This window comes from Centipeda periodontii DSM 2778, from assembly GCF_000213975.1.
Taxonomy (GTDB): domain Bacteria; phylum Bacillota; class Negativicutes; order Selenomonadales; family Selenomonadaceae; genus Centipeda; species Centipeda periodontii.
Genome location: NZ_GL892076.1, coordinates 2,732,297 through 2,749,943 on the forward strand (window position 1 = coordinate 2,732,297; position 17,647 = coordinate 2,749,943).

Consider the following 17,647-nt stretch of genomic DNA (forward strand, 5'->3'; position numbering starts at 1 on the left):
TACATGCAGGATACACTCTTATTTTCCATCCAAGTGCCTGACACACGCCGCAATAATCTCCTCAGGTCTTACATGGTAGAGACAGTGGGGCTGCGGATAGCTCGGACAGTCCGTTTCCCCATAGCTGCACGGGCAGCACGGCTCATGCGAGGTAAACGCCGTTGCGTTGTCACTGATCGGATGCCAACGGCGCGGCGAAGTGCACCCGAACATAACCACGAGCGGAACGCCCGTCACTGCCGCAATGTGAGCGCCGCCTGTGTCCACACTGACGAGCAGGTCCAGCTGTGCGTAGAATGCAGCGAGTTCCATAAGATTTGTTTTCCCGCAGAGGTTTTCGACAGGCAGCCCGATCGCCGCAATCACTTCCTCGGCGTAGGCATGGTCGCCCGGTGCACCCGTCACATAGAACGCAGCGTCATAGCGTGCGTAAAGCGCTCGAACAATTTCTACGAAATACTCCTTCGGCCACGTTTTCAGCCCGAACGTTCCCTTGACGCAAAGTCCGATCTTTCGTTTGCCCGCCGCCGGCAGGAGAAATGCCGCCGCCTTTTCCCGTTGCATCTCGGTGGGCTGCGGCAGGATCGGGCGTTCGTGTCCCTCAACCCCTGTAAAGCCGCGAATGATCTCCTGATACGTCTCTGCCTGTAGCGTATCGTCGAGATCATGCTTGATCGGAACGGTATGCGTATAGAGCCATGTCACACGACTCGGTTTATCGTCAAAAACGCGCGAGGGCCCGACGCGGACGGGGATCCTCGCGAGCCAGCACAAGAGCGCAGGGCGCAGCTTACGGTCAAACGAAATGGCAAGATCAAATTTTCGTGCGCGCAGTTCCCGCACCATCGCCCACGTTCTCCTGATGGAGTTCTGCTTTGCCTTGTAGTCAAAGAGAATCACATCGTCAATCACGGGATTGCACTCGATTACCTCCCGCACGATGGGACGCGACAGCATCGTGATGCGTGCGTTCGGATAGACCTTTTTGAGCAGGGCGATCGCACTCGTCGTGAGAATGACATCACCGAGGTTCACCATCGCATAGACGAGGATGTTATGATACTCCCTCACGGCTTCAGAACCTCCCCCATCCGCGCGGCGATCGCTGCGTCCACCTCGTCGAGAAAGGCAAAGCGGCGCCGATAGACCGCACGCTTGCGCGTCGGCACTTCCTCCATCGTCTTGCGCGGCAGGGTAAGCGGAATCTCATAGAAGCGTTCATCTGCCGTCTGCGTGCCGCCCGCCTCCTCCCAGAACGCGCCGAAATCCGTCTTGAGCTTGCGGTTGCGGCGCAGGTGATTGTTTGCATAGTACCCCGCATTCGACACGGCGAGAATGCGCTGTATGCCGAGAGAGCGCGCGACTGCCTGCACCATGTAGAGGATGAGGTTTTTCGTGCGGAAGCGGTGTGCGCGCTTCGTCATCTCGCGCACAAAATCCTGCGCATTCTCCGTGTTTGGACCCTGCATCGCACCGATCACGAGCGTCGGCATGCCGTCCCGCTGCTCGATCCAGAACATGATCTGATAGAGATGTTCCCCATCCACATCCATCATCACAGATAGCAGCCCCTCCTTGCGCTGTCCCGGCTCGAACTTCAGATAGGCGTTCCACCTCAGATCCGTATCCGATGAATGCCAGATTTCATGACCGTGATTAAGACTCAGATCCACAAAGTCCGCACATTTCAGTCGTTCTTCCAAAAAGGAATAGTGATCCTTAATCAGAGAGATGCGCGCACTGATCGTCGATCCTGCATAAAAAAAGGCACGCGTCGCCTGTTCGAGCGGAAACGGATTGCGTTTGTAGACGGCACGCCGTGCCTCTGTCTCTTGAAAGAACTCATAGAGTTCGCGCAGCTTCCGTCGATGCAGGAGTCCGCGCACCATAAAGACGAGCGCACGGTGACGCTCGCGTGGATTGTCGAACCGATAGGCACGGTGCGCGACGGCGCGAATCTCAGCAATCATAAAACATCTCCCGTATGGCGATTCGTCTGATCCAAATAGTACAGCTTTACATATTTCGCCATCGTGTAAAAATAGTGAAATACCGCAAGAATGAACCCAATCCGCCCGTCAAGAAACCCACACTTTAGAAAGTACATGCGAAAACTTGCCCAAACAGGATGCAGGATCATATCGGCAAGATTCGCACGCCGCCCTGCGTTGTACGATTTCTGCGCAGCAAGCGTCGTGTAGGTATTCAGCTTGCCCAGATAGTGAACCCAGTCACGATAGGGATAGTGTACGAGATAGGATTTCCTCGGGAGCTTGATCTCCTGATACGGGTGACAGATCTTTGGGTGCACAAGCCCTGTGACACTCGTCCCATCGCGCGGCAGGAGACGGACGACATAGTCCGGAAACCAGCCGCCATGCCGGAGCGGCTGCTCGAAATAATAGCTCAGGCGCGCGTTCGCATATGCATAGCGCCGATCATCCGCCGCAACGATTTCCTTGATACGCTCTGCAAGCTGCGATGTCACGCGCTCATCTGCATCCAAAAAATAAATCCAATCGCACGCCGCTTCCCCCACGGCAAAGGTCTGCTGCGCGCCCCAGTCGCCGGCAAGCGCACGTTGCACAACACGCGCTCCAAGAGCGCGTGCCAGTTCCGCCGTCCGGTCCGTACTGAAATCATCAATAACAACGACTTCATCAGCAAAGGAAACGCTGCGAATACAGTCCTCTATGTTCTGCTCCTCATTCTTTGCGAGAATGAGCACCGATAGATTCTGAGCCATAACGCCGTCCTTTCCTGCCTTCATGCTTTTGAATGCGGTTTGATAATCTCCATAATATGCGCAGCAAAACGCGCAGGCGCATATTCATCGGCAGCACAGTGAAGTGCTTCATGCCAACGAGGCGCGCGGCTGTCATATTCGTTGATGAATGTCTCAAGCGCCGCCCCGAGTGCCGTCATATTCCCACTGGGGAACGTCATCCCTATCGAAAAGCGTTCAAACACCTCGGGATTCATGTCGTCGCTCGTGAGGACGGGCTTTTGAAAGCCGATTGCCGTGAAGAGCATCGCCCCCCAGTGGTAGCGGTAACGCGGTGCAGAGTACGGCAGAAGAAGCGCATCCATATCTGCAATGGCACGCTGCCACTCTGCTCCGATCAGCCCGCGATGCAGGAAGGTTATGCCCTTTCCCTCGTGCGCCGCAATGATGCGCTCGAACTCCGCCGCATCCTCCGCGTGCATGGTCGAACCCTGCACCATGAGACGAACAGGCCGCGTATAGTTCCCCGCAAGATAAACGTTCAGAAGATCTTCCAGGCGCTTTTCCCTGCGAAACTGCCCAAAGAAACCGATGGTGATCGGCTCATCTGCTGCTACAGGCGAATGCGGTACAACTTCGATGTCGCGCGGCACGAACGTCGGCGGCGGCATCAGCCGAATATTGGGACGTTGTTCCCCCAAAAGAGTGTTTCCAAAAGTCAGCACAACGGGGCGAATGTTCGTATATTTTGCAAGCGCATCCGCAGCCCCAAGAAATTTCGAAGCCTCGCTCGGATTGATGCCATGCTGGATGAAGACGACGGGAACGGGCGAGCGGCGCAGAACGCTCTGTCGCAGTGCACGGAGATAACGATAGGTCGAGGTCGGAACGATGAGCGCGTCAAACGCCCCTCCCTTCGCAGCCTCATACAGCGCACGATACCACCCAAACCGCCGCCGTTCACGTTGCACAGAGAGCAGCATTTTTCGAATCCCGCGTGCATTCGTGTAGAGCACCGGTGCCCCGGACAGATATTGCACGGGGACATGATAATCCATGCCGAATTGAAATCCCTCAGGTACATAGAACACAATCTCATGCCCGAGCGCCTTCAGCTCATCCACCAGAATACGGTCAAAATCGACCTCATGCCCGCCGGGGGTCATGATGTTTTCAAATATGGCGATTCTCACGTCACACCCCCCTATACAACACCTTGTTCTTTCAAATAATCTTCGAACTCCACCTGATTCAGTGTATGCACCTGACGAAACAGATAGCCCTTGAATCGATCCAATCCGAAGAGGACAATACGTCTATTTGCCCAGCCTCTGGCTGCCTTATAAATCATCGTTCGATGCAATGACTCTTGAACGTTTTGCCGCTCTAATCCTTTTCTCGTTTGCGGAGTAGGACATCTTTCATCGTACTTTTGTTTATTATAAACCAGAATATAGTCCATATACTTTCGCGTATAAGAAATATTCTGCTTAAAGTCCGAACGATACCACGAAAGATCAAATTTATCATCAAAAATCAAGAGCAAGCTATCATATAGCTTAAAAATAATCTCATTATTTTCAGGAGCTCCTATTTTCCCATTCTTGAACTCAATGAATACAATATGATCTTCGTCCAGCCATAAGGCATCATTGGAGCAGGGGGTTTGTGTCAACTGCAGAGCGCAGTTCTCAACATACCAATCCTTCAGTCCGTCAAAATCAAAGACCTTAATCGAGCTCTCGCACATATATGCTTTTTTAGCCGAATCGAATGAAATGTCATGAAGCGTTTTGCAACAACTTTGAAAATGTAAAGGCATTATCCCCATAGGATTCAAGACCTCATGCGAAGTTCTGCGCGTAGATTTTCCAATATCTGTACAGGTGCAGACATCTTCTCATAGATTTGATCGAGTTCACCAGAAACATCAATGAACGACACTCTCTTACCATCATTTTTAGACAGATAGTAGTGTGACTTTTCTGCAACTCCATACTTACATGCGTATAACTCGATTGCATCGAGAAAAAAAGGACTATGCGTTGTAATGAGTACGGTCAGATTGAACTCTTTCTGGAGCAGGACAAGAATCTCTGCATAACGTAGCTGCCATTCAGGATGGAGATGAACCTCCGGCTCATCCAGAATAAGCACACCTTTTTCATGAAGCGTACCATTTTCAAGCAGACGCTTCAATATGGCAAAGGATTTCATTCCTGCTGACCAGTTTTCTACGTTAAGAGGCTGATCTTGCCCTTCCGTCTCCAAAACAAAACGCCGCCGATTACGCGTCAGATTGCCGGGTACAATCCGCTGAAACATGGAAAATATTTCAGCCATTTTTCTTTTTATCTCAAGTCCCTCAATCACTCCGGGACGCTCATCTGTCTCCAGATATTTAAGCAGCCCTTCTCTGAGAGGATTATTTTCTATCCCAAGAACTGCGAGTCTCATCTGAAAACACTTGTCAATCAAAAAAGGATCGTCCACGTAAATGGCATCTTCAAGCAATTCGATTTCACTTCGATATGCTTTGCATTCATTCCTGTGGAACATCACATTCTTCGATTTTCCTTGAACATACAACGATATCTCTGCCTCTACATCATCATAGACAGAGTTGATTTGCCCTGCAAATATTCTAGAAAACGCATTTCCGACAAGAGATTTCTCGATTTCGCTATCAGAGGGTTCCAATGAATCTTCAATCTTAAACCGGAGATCCTGCTTTTCCTCCTCTAACAGATCAATATGCAGTTCCTCTTCAATATTATGCAGGAGGTGTTCATACCAAGACTGCACTGATTTCACATTGGTGTCAAGACCATGAAAAAGCTTCGGCATCCCCTCCATTTCCATCATTCGGAGCAACTGAAAACGTTCACTGTCACGCCTTAAAAGAACAGAGAAAAAGTCTCTTATCACATTTTTTCTTTCCTCCAGCACCTGCTGCGGCATATTTCTGAGAGCGTGAAACAATGTAAACAGAACTTTGCCAATCGTACTTTTCCCCGTATTGTTGTTTCCGGCAATGACAGTCAATCCATCAAAGTGAATCTCCGCTTCTTTAATTTTTGCAAAATTCTTCAGTACTAGTTTCATTTGTTATATCCATTCATTGTATCTAGGAGATTCCACCGCCGCCTGCACGCAGTCGAGCAGACTCCCGCCCGTGTAGCGTACGCCTCGCACACCCGCACTCTCAGCGGCTTCGATATCGCGCGCGCCATCGCCAAAGAGGTACGAGGCAGCGGGGTCGATATCATGCTCTCGGATGGCGCGCAAGATCATGCCCGGTGCGGGCTTGCGGCAGTCACAAGGCTTCCTGTAGGCGGGGATTTCCGCCTCCGGATGGTGGGGACAGTAATAGAACGCGTCGATGTGTGCGCCGTGCTTTGTAAGCTGTGCATTCATCCAGTCGTGCAGACGCAGCACGGCGGCTTCGTCGTAATAGCCGCGTGCAATGCCGCTCTGATTCGTGACGACGACGACGATGTAGCCGTGTGCGTTCGCCCAGCGGATCGCCGCAACCGCGCCCTCCACCCAGATGAATTTTTCCGGCTCGTAGAGATAGTCCACATCCTCGTTGAGCGTGCCGTCGCGGTCGAAGAAGATCGCCTTATTCGCCATAGGAGAAGTATCCGCCCGCCTTCAGGAAGTCACAGTACTCCCTGACCGCCTCCTCCATCGGGGTAAAGCCGCCGTCGTAGCCCGCCGCGAGAAGTGCTGTTGTATCTGCCTGCGTATAGTTCTGATACTTGCCGCGCAAGACCTCCGGGAAGTCGCGGTAGACGATCTTGCCCTTGCCGAGCGCGGCAATGACGGCGTTTGCCGCCTCGTTGTAGCTGTGTGCGACGCCCGTACCGCAGTTGTAGACACCGCTCTCGCCACCATGCTCGAAGAAGTGGAGATTCACGCGCACAACATCGCCGACATAGACGAAGTCGCGGCGCTGCTCACCGTCCACGATGCCCTCCGTCCCGCGGAAGAGACGTGCCTCACCCATCTCCATGATCTGATGATAGAGCTGATAGAAGATGGACGCCATCTTTCCCTTGTGATGCTCCTGCGGTCCGTAGACATTGAAGTATTTCAGTCCGACAATGGGACTGCGCGCCTCGGGAATCACCTGCCGCACATAGCGATCAAATGCGAGCTTCGAAAATGCGTAAGGGTTGAGCGCGTCCTCACATTTCCCACCCTCGGTGAAGCCGTTCTTTCCACCGCCGTAGGTCGACGCAGAGGAGGCATAGAAAAACGGGATGCGCGCCCCCATTGCAAAGTGCAGGAGCGCCTTGGAGTAGGAGTAGTTGACCTTCATCATGTAGTTGACATCGTACTCCATCGTGTCCGAGCATGCGCCCTCATGAAAAATCGCGTCGATATCCGTGCCGTCGAAGTCCCCCTCCTCGATGAGGTGGAGAAAGTCGTCCTTCTGCTGGTAGTCGATGAAATGCAGCCCGCGCAGATTCTTGTAGTTCTCGCCGTCCTTCAGATCGTCGACGATGAGGATGTCCTTGTGCCCGCGCTCATTGAGCGCATGAACAAGGTTACTGCCGATGAATCCGGCGCCGCCGGTAACGATAATCATAGATCCGCTCCTTCCTGACGGTCGAGCACCTGAAGAAGTTCCTCGCGGTTGACCGCATATGTTCCGAGCTTGGATACAACGACGCTCGCCGCGAGATTTGCAAGATATGCCCCATCTGCCGGTCTCAGTCCGCCCGCAAGCGCAAGCCCGAACACGGCGATCACCGTATCGCCCGCACCCGAGACATCGAACACCTCCTGTGCACGTGTCGAAATGTGGACAACCTCCTCACCGTGAATCAGCGAAAGCCCCTTTGAGGAGCGCGTGAGAACGACGTTGCGCAGGTGGAATTTGCGCATGGCATAGCGCGCCGCCTTCTCCACATCAAAATCGTTGTTCGTGATCGGCTCCAATAGGATCTCGTTGATCTCCTTGATGTTCGGTGTAATATAGTCTACTTCTTTGTACTTCGCCCACTGTGCTCCCTTTGGGTCAACGATGACGGGCACACCGTGGTCGTGCGCCGCACGAATGATATGCTGACAGGCATACTCCGTGCAGGCGCCCTTGCCATAGTCGGAGATGATGACACAGTCCATGCTCTCATTGAGCTTCTGATCGATGTAGGCAAGATACCGCTCGGCATAGTCACCGTCAATCGGGCTCGCATCCTCGAAGTCGAGACGGAGCATCTGCTGATGCCCACCGATGATGCGGATCTTCGTGGTCGTCGGACGTTCCGTACGGACGAGCCCCGCATAGTCGATGCCGCGCGCCACAAATTTTTCCAGCAGGCTCTTGCAGTGTGCGTCATCGCCGACATAGCCCGCAATGCTGACATTCGTCCCAAGGAGCGCAAGGTTGTGCGCGACGTTCGCCGCACCACCGAGGGTTTCACGCGTGCCTGTCACATGCGTGATCGGCACAGGCGCCTCGGGCGAGATGCGCGTGACCTCACCGGAGTAGTATTTATCCAGCATCACATCGCCGACGACGAGGATGTTGCTGCGCACACTCTTCTCCGCGACCGTTTCGCGGATTTTTGCCATATCCATGAGAACGCTCCTATCTGTAACCATCAAAAAACAAACAATCAGTCAAATCCGTGGGCTTTGATCCCTGTGGGCAGGACGGGCCGAACAAAGCGTCCCGCCGCCCCCTTTGGAGCAAGTCCAAACGCCCCATCCACCTGCTCCACCACACGCGTTTCGAAATCCATCGGACGCACAAGCTCGCAGGCGGGCTGCTCCCCGTTCTCTGCAAGCATTTGATCTGCGTATTTCAATATGAGTTCGGGCGGCATCCGCTTCATACACTTCATATATTCCTCACCCGCAAGAGGGCATTCGTGAATGCGGCAGGGATGGCACGGCACGGGTGCACGGACGGAAATACTCTTTGCATCGTATGGGTAGAAGCCGGGGATGGGGGATGCGCCGAACATGCAGAGAACAGGCACATTCATCGCAACGCCGACGTGCATCGGCCCCGAGTCCGTCGTGATGAAGAGGATGCAGCGGCGCAGAAGGCCCGCGAGGACACCGAGGCTGACCTTCCCCGTGAAAATGTGCAGGCGCGGATGGTCCTTTTCCTTCATCTGTGCGCGGCATGTGTTGACAATCTCCACGTCCATCGGACCGCCCATAACAGCGATATGGTACCCGCGCACGAGGTAGTAGTCTGCCACCTCCGCAAAATACGCATCCATCCACCGCTTCGTCCGCCAGCTCGCGCCGATGTTGAGCGCAATCACCTTGTCCTCCGGCGCGAAATGCTCCGCCCAGAGCCGCGCCGCCTCCGCCTCGGCGGCGGGCGGCAGCCACATCTCAAGGCCTGCGTCATCGACCTCCCCGATCACGTCCGCCGCACGCAGCGCCGCATAGTGTGAGTGAACCTCGTGCATAATCGGGTGTTGGTCGGGGCTGACGTGATCGAAGAAGAACGAGAAGCCGGGCTTTGCATAGCCGACGATTTTCTTTCCGCCGCTGAGTGCCGCGAGCGCAGAAGAGCGCTCGTTGCGATGCAGATTGACGACGAGATCGTAGCGCTGTTTGCGCAGGCGATGGGCAAAACGCAGGATGCCGAGGAAACTTCTGTCACGCCCCTTCTTGTCGATCAGCAGACACGCATCGATGTGCTTATTCTCCTGCACAATGTCCGCGAGGATCCGATCCGCGAGGAGTGTGATGCGCGCTGCGGGATAGTTGTGCCGCAGTGTGCGCAGCACGGGTGTCACGAGCATAAGATCACCGAGATGCATGAGGTTGATGACGAGAATATTTTGGTACAAAATCACTGTCCCTCCAGCGTATCGCCGTGTTCGATGAGCTGCCATGAGAGTGTCCGCAGGATCGCCATGCGCTCCTTCAAGAGGTCACGGGCTGCCGTCTCATCGCCCGTGACCGCGCCGGGCAGGAGTTCCGTACGCGTTCCGCCGACCTCCCCCATGACATCCCGCGTGAGGAAGTAGTCGCGGTTGAACGCCGCGCCCATATTGTTCTCCGTCAAGGGTGGGGCAATGGATACGTAGGAAAACCCGGCAGGTGCGATCAGCTCGATCAGCGTCGGCACGATGTTCGTATGTCCGCCCACGACATCGGACGGCAGAATACCGGGCGTGACACCCTGCCCGCAGAGGACGAACGGAACGCTCTGGAACTCGTACATCGTCGGCGTGCGCGACGGATTCATGCGCACGGCATGATCGCCCGTAAGAACGAAGAGGCTGTCCGGATACTTCGCCAGCGTCTCATGCACGAAATTCGTCACGATCTTGTCCATATAGTAATAGTGTCCGAGTTCGAGTGCAAGCTGATCGGGATCGTCCACATTCGGAATCTTCGCAGCCTGTGCGCGCGCATTTTCGAGATCAAAGCCCTCCGCAGCAACGTCGATGTCGTAGGGTGGATGGTTCGACACGGTCATGATGAGATGTACCGTAGGCGGTTCCTCGGCGAGATGCTGACCAAGTGCCGCAAAGAGCTGTGCATCCGACGTCCCCCACGCATTTACCTTTTCCGCATGAAAATCCGGATAGCCGTAGAAGTGATCAAAGCCCTGCGCACGGGAAAAACGGTCCATTCCCTCCCATGACGGCACGCCGCCGTACCAGAAATCCACCGCATAGCCGAGGCGCTTGAACTGCGGTGCCATCGCCGTCGGATAGACCTCGCGCAGGCTGCGCGGCTCGTAGTTCACATGGCGGGTCACCTCGGACAGCCCCGTCACGAGTCCCGTGATCGCAATGGAGGTAAAGTCTCCGTTCGGCATGAAGCGACGCGAGTAGTAGGCATTCGGCTCTGCCGTCAGTGCCTTGATCCCATCGGCAGCATGCAGAGCGGCATACTTCTCAAGCATCGGCCACTGCGCGTACGTCTCGCCAAGGACAATGAAGATGTGGCGCGGCTGCGGAATGCGCGCCCCCTGTGCCGTGCGCGTCAGATAGGGCGTCAGCGTATCCGATGTGAGGTCGCCATGTCCCGCCGCCGCACGGGCAAGTGCACGCACATTCTCCTTCTCCACCCCTACGACATCCCCGCTTTTTAGTCTCTTCCGCATGGAATGCACACGATAGAGCGCCTGCCCGTCGTCCAGAATGCATTCATTGAGGAACGCATCCCCCGTCACACCTGCATTCTCCCAGTTGACACCATGCGCATAGGTAAAGCTCCCGCCAAAGCGCACAAAGACGAACAGCACGGCGAAGATCAGCAGAAAACAAAGCGAAAAACCTACGCTCTGCGTACGCGAACGGAGCGCAGGAAGCGGATAGGTCCCGCGCACGCACAGGAGCTTGTGCAGGAGATAAATCGAAACCGCCGTCAGCAGGAGTGCAAGAGCAAACCGCCAGACAAAGCCGTATTCCTGTACGAGCATCGAAAAGATCGTGGGGATGTCATCGTTCATCCCTGCCGCTACCTGCAGGTGGAATCCCGTCTGATACTGCCGATAGAACGGGAATCGCGCTTGAAAGAGCACGGCAAAGGCGAACACCGCAAGAGATCCCCAAACGAGTCGCAGACGCAAAAGTATGCTCGAAAGGCGTGGAGCGATCAGAAGCGGCAGTGAGCAGAAAACAAATGCGGGCAGGGCAATCGCCCCCGCCGTCTTGAGCGAGAGTCTGAGTCCCGTGACGAGCGCAAGCACGATATCCGCCACGCCCGTCGATGGCATCATATAGCCCGACATATAGAACATGAAATAGGCACGATAGACGCAGAGTGTCAGCAAGATGAACGCAAACAGCTTCAGATCACGCTGCGCCGCATCGCAGAACACCGCCAATCGCCCCGTCTGCCGTCTGTCATATCGCTCTATGCGCACTTGCTGCGCTCCTTTCCTTCCTCATGATTCCATAAATTGCTACCGTCCGCTTCACCGTGAAAGAAGAGGGCGCATCTTCGCCACAACCTCATCTACGGTAATTGCCGCGAGGCAGTCGAGCCCCTTCGGGCAGACGCGCTTCCAGCAGCCGCGGCAGGGACGGTCGACCTCGATGGCATTTTCAAGCTGACCATAGGGACCGTTGCGGTTCGCGTCCGTCGGTCCCATGAGCATCACCGTCGGCACGCGAAGCCCTGCCGCGAGGTGGACGGGTCCCGTATCACCGCCGAGGACGAGCGCGGCACGCGAAAAGATGTGCGCGAGCTGCTTTAGATTCGTGCGCCCGACGAGGTTCACGGGCGGGATCTCACTCGCGCACATGATGTCCTGTGCAAGCGTCTCATCGAGGCGACCGCCGCCGACAAGCACGGGAATGTAGTGTGCGCGATAGAGACGGTCGGCGAGCGCTGCGAAACGCTCCACCGGCCAGCGCTTGTTCGGCCAGTTCGCGCCAATGGCAAAGGCGACAAATTTGCGTCCCGTCTGCACCCCCTCGCGTGCGAGCAGCGTTTCCGCCGCCGCTGCGTCACGTTCGGAAACGGCGACGGGGAAGCGCACCTCGTTCACCGCACAGCCGAGTGTCCGTGCGACATCGAGATAGCGCTCGACAATATGCCCCTCGGCGTGCGCTCCACGCACGGGGCGGCTCACGAGATCCGCACCCTCGCGCATATTCGCCGTACCGATGCGCAGCTTTGCCCCCGCATTCCATGCAATCGCCGCCGACTTAAAGAGCCCCTGCAGATCGAGCGAGGCATCATAGCGGCGCCTGCGCAGACGTCGGCGAAACGGCCCGATCTCACGCAGAAAGCCGCGGACACTGCGGAACTTTGCCTTCTCAAACAGAATGAGCTCGTCGATGTAGGGATTGTCTTCGAGAATCGCATACGCAGCCTGCTCGACAACCCACGTCAGATGCGTCTCCGGAAACTGCTCCTTGATGGCATACGAAACGGGCAGGGCATGAATCACGTCGCCAATCGCACTCAGCTTGATGACGATGATATTCTTCATGCCCTGCCCTCCTTTCACTATTTCCGCCCTGCCCGCTCGATGATCCCCGTCGTGGACTTGCCCGCGACAAGCGGGATAAACGCAACCTCACCGCCGTAACTCTCCACGATGCGCGCCTCGGGCAGCGTCTCGCGCGTATAGTCGCCGCCCTTTGCGTAGACGGCGGGACGCACCTTCGCGATCAGATTCTCTGCCGTGTCCTCACCAAAGATTACAACATAGTCCACGGACTTCAGCGCGCCGACGACCTCCGCGCGATCCTCCGCCGTATTGACGGGGCGCATCTCCCCCTTGAGGCGGCGCACGGACGCATCACTGTTGAGCCCGAGGATGAGCACATCGCCAAGTGCCCGCGCCGCTGCAAGATAGCGCACATGCCCCGCATGGAGGATGTCAAAGCAGCCGTTCGTAAAGACGACGCGTACGCCTGCCTCACGCAAGGCGGCGGCGAACGCCTCGATCCGTTCGTTTGGAATCAGCATATCAAACGTCTCCCTCCAACGCAGCAACAGCAGCACGCAGTTCCTCCTGCGCCACCGTCGCCGTACCGCGTTTGCGCACGGCAATACCGGACGCAATGTTGCTGAGACGCGCCGCCGTCAGCGGATCAATGCCCGCCGCGAGTGCGAGGATCATAACGGCGACACAGGTGTCCCCCGCACCCGATACATCGAAGATCTCGCTGTGGTCGCTGACGGGAATATTCGTTGCGGAGCCATCCGCAAGGAATAGTGTCATCCCCTTATCCCCGCGTGTGATGAGCACACCGTCCGCGCCGAGCCGCTCGCGCAGTTCACGTCCCGCCGCATGAATTGCCTCCTCGGAGCGCAGCTCACGCCCAATCGCCGCAGAGAGTTCCGCATCGTTCTGCTTGACGTAACCAACACCTTCATAGGAGAGGATGTCGTAGCGTGAGTCCACAATGCTTGGGGTGCCCGCCCTGCGTGTTTCCTCGATTACCATGCGGCGCACGCGCGCCGTCACCGTCCCCGAGCCGTAGTCCGAGAGCACAACGCCCCGCACACGCGGCAGAAGCTCCCGGATGCACGCGAGCAGATTCTCCTCCGTTTCCTCGGTGAGCGGCGTGTGCCACTCGCGGTCAACGCGCACAATTTGCTGACTGACCGTCGCGCGCCCGCCCGCAATGATGCGCGTCTTGGTGATCGTCGGATGCGCCTCTGCACGCACGAACGATTCCGTATGCACGCCGTTCTCATCCAGTACGGCGAGGAGCGCATCACCACTGCGCTCCGTACCGCAGACCCCCACGGCATACGATGTGCCGCCAAGCGTCGCCGCATTGCTGGCAACGTTCGCCGCACCGCCCGCGACAACGCGCTCCTCCCGCTGTTCGAGGACAAGGACGGGCGCCTCACGTGAAATACGCGAGATCGCACCGTCAAGATAGATATCTGCCACCATATCCCCGATGACGAGGACGGGCGTATCCGCCATCTGCGTGAGTGCATTTACCATGGTGTGAACTCCCATTTGACTTTCCATGCGTCCTGCTTGGAACGGTAGCGCAGGATGATCTGCGAACAGTGCAGATCGTGGAACCAATAGTAGTCCACATCCGTCCACCGATCCGGATCGACGGCGTACTTCGTTCCCACCGCGACGCGATTGCGCTCATCAATGCGATAGCTGAGCCCCGTCTGCAAAACCTTGGAGTACTCCTCCTGATCGAAGTCAAAGAGCGAATTCTGCTTCGAGTTCTTCGTATAAATGCCGCCGATGTACGCCGCAAAGCGGTCATTGAACGCCTTCGTAAGATAGGCGCTCGTATTGAACCCCTGCACGCGTGAATGGTCATAACTTTCCCGTGTGATGGAGTAGCCCGCCGCAAGATCAATCTTGAACCCGTGGAACGGGATCGTATCGTGCGCAACCGAAATGCCGTACTGCCAATGATTGCTGTGGATGCCGCTGCCATACCAGCGTCCATACTCGGAGTAAAGGCGATAGGTGATCGGAGTCTTACCGAGACGTTTCCCATAGCTGAGGATGAGGGACGGCTGCTTCTTGATGGTTGCATTGTCGCCGTCCTCAAAGACACCATAGGTGAGAAGAGCACTCGTCGCACCATTTTTCCAACCAAGATCATAGTGACTGCGCCAGCCCTTGTTCGTCGTCACATAGAGCGTCGCACTCGCCGTCACGCGCGGAGCGACATCATATGCAAAGGTCTGCTCCAGCCAGAGCCCGTCGTCGCTGTCATAGCCCGCACGCGGAAAATTCCGCTGTATGGGATTCGCCGTGTCGACCTCATAGCGCTTTTTCGTAAAGATGACCTTGTTCTTCAGCCAGAACTTCACATTCGTCAGCACCATGCGATTTCCGGGATAGAGCTCCGCGACATCGGCACTGAGATGATAGTCCGGCTTTTCAGCCGAGCACTTCGTCTGTGTGCCGTCGTAGACAACAATCTTGTCCGGATAGAACTCAAACCGCTTGCCCGTCATATAGTAGCCGCCGACCTTGCCCGCAGCCTCTGCCATCGTGCCTTCATGCGTCTTATAGTTGTACTGAGCGCGATAGCCGTCGAGCGTCACGCGCGCCGCGCCCTCCGTGAGCTGAAGCATATGCGCGCGGTCGGGAACGGAAACATCGCCCGAGACGGTGTTCCCCTCCACATAGTCCCCCTGAAAGCGCCGTGCCGCAAGCTGTACGATATCCACGTGCCCCTTCGCCACAAAGTCGCCCGTTCGCTCGTCATAGGTGAGATCGTCGCCCTCGAACGCGATCGGTGACGGCGCATCCTCTGTCACCGGATGGCGAAGATGCTTTTCCATCTCCGCAACATCCGCGAGCAGTTTCTCTTGCTCCGGTGTGAGCCAATTCTCACGCGCCTCCCGCCGCTCATTCTCGATGAAATCCAAATGCTGAAAGCCCGTATCCGCATCTCCGCGATAGGCGGCATCCGCGTTCGTCGGGAGCACGGTACAGGCAGCAGTCAGCGCGAGTAGGATGCGTATTTTCATAGGATCGGTCATCGGCGCGTTCTCCAGTCTTTATATAAAGCAGTCCAGCGTTATTATACTACAGTATAGCATACTGAAAAAAACCCTGCACTAGTATAATATAAAAAACATTGAGCGTCCATTCATGCATGTTTCTCCTGAATGCTGTATAATTATTGGATAGCGAACCTGGACGCGCAAATGACGGCGGCGGTATCCGATTCAGACAGGGTACGCGCTCTTTGCCGTCAACACATCGCCTTTGAACACATTCACCCCTTCCCCGATGGGAACGGTCGTGTAGGGCGTGCCCTCATGGTATATAGCTGCTTCCTCGCCGATCTAACGCCTATTGTGATCCCCGTCGAGCGGCGCAAGGAATACATCAACTACCTCAACACAGGGAACTTGAACGGATTCCTCGCCTTTGCCGCCGAGCTGCAAGCAGAGGAACGCAAACGTATCGAGGCATTTTCATAAATAAGCCCCCTCATCGAATCTAAATTTGACGCAAAAAATTTTTTCATCTATAATAGACGCGACTCGGACAAAAGAATGGAAAGGAGGCGACCCCCCAATGCAGCGTTTCACAGCAGGTGGATTTGTGCTTGCTGCTCTCGTTTTTCTTGCGAGCTTCAATGTGGGCCATGCAGCTGAGGACATGCGCTTCGTCGATGCCGAGGATGACACGGGCTACTATGTCGACGCAGCCAGCGTCGTGCGCGTCTCGGATACGGAGCGCGACGCCGTTGTTGCCGTCGTCAAGGCAGCGGAAAACCGCCGCTACCTGTACCGTACGCGCCTCAACCCACAGGCGGGAACCTATCAGTTCGTTTCCGCGCAGGTGGAGGTCTACGATACAAAGGAAGTCCTGCGCACCTCGAAGGGTATGGATGCCCCCCAGAAATATACGCCGGCTTCCCCGCTCAGAAGCATTGCAGACTTTATTGAGGAGCTGCTGAAAGAAAAGCAGCCGACAAAGTAGAGGAGGATCATTCATGCGACAGAAAATCTGCGCACTCGTTCTGACCTTCGTGCTCGCACTCACATCCTTTGGCACAGCGCTCGCAGCAGAGCCGCCCAACGCCGTCCAGACGAAGCTCGCCCTCATTGAGCAGGACACCTACGGACAGGAGCAAACGGGTGCACTCGTCGACCGCATCAACCGCCTCGAACGCGACTACGACGGCAAGCACCGTACGGGCAGCCTGATGGCGCGCATCGATGCCATCTACGATGAGATCTATACAAACAGCACGGCGCCGTCCGTCCTCATGAATCTCAACGCGATCGAGTGGAACATCAACCACGAGACGAGTCTGCGCCCCGTGCAGGAGCGCGTCAGTGAGATGGAGGTCGCCCTCCTCGGCAAGACCTCCGAGGGCACATTCCAAAAGCGCATCTCCGCGCTCTCGATGGCATCCTTCGGCACGAAGGAGATCCCAGTCACTCCTGTTTCCGTCCCTGCCAACACACTTGTCAAGATTGCCCTCGTAACGCCTGTCAATGCAAAGAATCTCAAGGTCGGCGATACAATTGAGTATCAGGTCGCAGACGACGTCTTCGTCGGTGATGTCCTTGTCTTCACGAAGGGCTCGCGCGGCGAGGGCACGGTCACAAAGGTAAAGCAGGCAAAGAACTTCGGGCGCAATGCGCAGGTCGAGATCGACTTCAAGAACACAAAGGCGCTTGACGGCACCTATGTCACCACCTTCATGGGCGAGGAGGCAAAGAAGGAGATGCAGCATCTCGCCATGGCGGCGGGCGCCTCGCTCGCCGGCATCGCGGTGCTCGGACCGCTTGGCGTTGTCGCGGGCGCATTCGTGCACGGCAAGAACGTCGACCTCCCCGCAGGTACGGAGGTCTACATCCAGACACAAAGCGAAACGACCGTCTACGGCGTGCAGACCACCTATGACAGTGCCGCCCCGTTCCAAAGTGAGGCGGCACATGCGTCCGCCGGTACCAATGTCAACGGCAGCACAGTATAACGCAATAAGCATAAAGGATGATCCGTGATCCTTAAAA

General features: G+C 56.0%; 18 protein-coding genes. 3 read left to right on the forward strand and 15 right to left on the reverse strand.

What is annotated here, in order from left to right; translation table 11 throughout:
* Positions 1-18 precede the first annotated feature (18 nt).
* From HMPREF9081_RS12535 to HMPREF9081_RS12605, 15 genes are read right to left on the reverse strand one after another with little or no spacing between them, the layout of a single operon-like run.
* Positions 19-1,071, reverse strand: coding sequence for a glycosyltransferase family 9 protein (locus tag HMPREF9081_RS12535; protein ID WP_006307786.1), 1,053 nt, complete (start codon positions 1,069-1,071; stop codon positions 19-21).
* Positions 1,068-1,970: a VirK/YbjX family protein gene (locus tag HMPREF9081_RS12540; protein WP_006307787.1), complete on the reverse strand. Its 903-nt coding sequence runs from the start codon at positions 1,968-1,970 to the stop codon at positions 1,068-1,070. The genes HMPREF9081_RS12535 and HMPREF9081_RS12540 overlap by 4 nt, the downstream gene beginning before the upstream one ends.
* Complete coding sequence (locus tag HMPREF9081_RS12545) at positions 1,967-2,746, reverse strand: glycosyltransferase family 2 protein (RefSeq protein ID WP_040395673.1); 780 nt, start codon at positions 2,744-2,746, stop codon at positions 1,967-1,969. The genes HMPREF9081_RS12540 and HMPREF9081_RS12545 overlap by 4 nt, the downstream gene beginning before the upstream one ends.
* A 20-nt stretch (positions 2,747-2,766) precedes the next feature.
* Positions 2,767-3,918, reverse strand: coding sequence for a glycosyltransferase family protein (locus HMPREF9081_RS12550; RefSeq protein WP_006307789.1), 1,152 nt, complete (start codon positions 3,916-3,918; stop codon positions 2,767-2,769).
* 11 nt (positions 3,919-3,929) lie between these two features.
* Positions 3,930-4,556, reverse strand: a complete 627-nt coding sequence (locus HMPREF9081_RS12555; RefSeq protein ID WP_006307790.1) for a hypothetical protein — start codon at positions 4,554-4,556, stop codon at positions 3,930-3,932.
* A gap of 5 nt (positions 4,557-4,561) precedes the next feature.
* Positions 4,562-5,830 (reverse strand): AAA family ATPase, encoded by a 1,269-nt coding sequence (locus tag HMPREF9081_RS12560; protein ID WP_006307791.1) that lies wholly within the window; start codon positions 5,828-5,830, stop codon positions 4,562-4,564.
* A gap of 3 nt (positions 5,831-5,833) precedes the next feature.
* On the reverse strand, positions 5,834-6,358 hold the full coding sequence (locus tag HMPREF9081_RS12565; protein WP_006307792.1) for a D-glycero-alpha-D-manno-heptose-1,7-bisphosphate 7-phosphatase: 525 nt from the start codon (positions 6,356-6,358) through the stop codon (positions 5,834-5,836).
* Entirely contained in the window at positions 6,348-7,319 is a 972-nt protein-coding gene (gene rfaD / locus HMPREF9081_RS12570; RefSeq protein WP_006307793.1) for an ADP-glyceromanno-heptose 6-epimerase, read from the reverse strand. Before rfaD ends, HMPREF9081_RS12565 begins: the two co-directional genes overlap by 11 nt.
* A complete protein-coding gene (gene rfaE1, locus HMPREF9081_RS12575; protein ID WP_040395303.1) occupies positions 7,316-8,314 on the reverse strand; it encodes a D-glycero-beta-D-manno-heptose-7-phosphate kinase in 999 nt (332 codons plus the stop codon). Before rfaE1 ends, rfaD begins: the two co-directional genes overlap by 4 nt.
* A gap of 38 nt (positions 8,315-8,352) precedes the next feature.
* Positions 8,353-9,549, reverse strand: a complete 1,197-nt coding sequence (locus HMPREF9081_RS12580; protein WP_040395305.1) for a glycosyltransferase family 9 protein — start codon at positions 9,547-9,549, stop codon at positions 8,353-8,355.
* A 2-nt stretch (positions 9,550-9,551) separates the two neighbouring features.
* A complete protein-coding gene (locus HMPREF9081_RS12585; protein ID WP_154647329.1) occupies positions 9,552-11,582 on the reverse strand; it encodes an LTA synthase family protein in 2,031 nt (676 codons plus the stop codon).
* 51 nt (positions 11,583-11,633) lie between these two features.
* A complete protein-coding gene (gene waaF / locus HMPREF9081_RS12590) occupies positions 11,634-12,656 on the reverse strand; it encodes a lipopolysaccharide heptosyltransferase II (protein ID WP_040395307.1) in 1,023 nt (340 codons plus the stop codon).
* Positions 12,657-12,673: 17 nt separating this feature from the next.
* Positions 12,674-13,138, reverse strand: coding sequence for a D-glycero-beta-D-manno-heptose 1-phosphate adenylyltransferase (gene rfaE2 / locus HMPREF9081_RS12595; RefSeq protein WP_040395308.1), 465 nt, complete (start codon positions 13,136-13,138; stop codon positions 12,674-12,676).
* A 1-nt stretch (position 13,139) separates the two neighbouring features.
* Positions 13,140-14,132, reverse strand: coding sequence for a bifunctional heptose 7-phosphate kinase/heptose 1-phosphate adenyltransferase (locus HMPREF9081_RS12600; RefSeq protein WP_006307799.1), 993 nt, complete (start codon positions 14,130-14,132; stop codon positions 13,140-13,142).
* The gene (locus tag HMPREF9081_RS12605; RefSeq protein WP_006307800.1) at positions 14,126-15,652 is read right to left on the reverse strand and encodes an LPS-assembly protein LptD; all 1,527 of its coding nucleotides are present in this window, start codon (positions 15,650-15,652) and stop codon (positions 14,126-14,128) included. The genes HMPREF9081_RS12600 and HMPREF9081_RS12605 overlap by 7 nt, the downstream gene beginning before the upstream one ends.
* Positions 15,653-15,781: 129 nt before the next feature.
* Between HMPREF9081_RS12605 and HMPREF9081_RS12610 the strand changes: the two genes are divergently transcribed.
* The 3 genes from HMPREF9081_RS12610 to HMPREF9081_RS12620 all read left to right on the forward strand — a co-directional run bounded on the left by HMPREF9081_RS12610 (position 15,782) and on the right by HMPREF9081_RS12620 (position 17,610).
* The gene (locus tag HMPREF9081_RS12610) at positions 15,782-16,099 is read left to right on the forward strand and encodes a Fic family protein (protein ID WP_006307801.1); all 318 of its coding nucleotides are present in this window, start codon (positions 15,782-15,784) and stop codon (positions 16,097-16,099) included.
* 97 nt (positions 16,100-16,196) lie between these two features.
* Positions 16,197-16,604, forward strand: coding sequence for a hypothetical protein (locus HMPREF9081_RS12615; RefSeq protein ID WP_006307802.1), 408 nt, complete (start codon positions 16,197-16,199; stop codon positions 16,602-16,604).
* Positions 16,605-16,617: 13 nt separating this feature from the next.
* Positions 16,618-17,610, forward strand: coding sequence for a hypothetical protein (locus tag HMPREF9081_RS12620; protein WP_006307803.1), 993 nt, complete (start codon positions 16,618-16,620; stop codon positions 17,608-17,610).
* Positions 17,611-17,647: the final 37 nt, after the last annotated feature.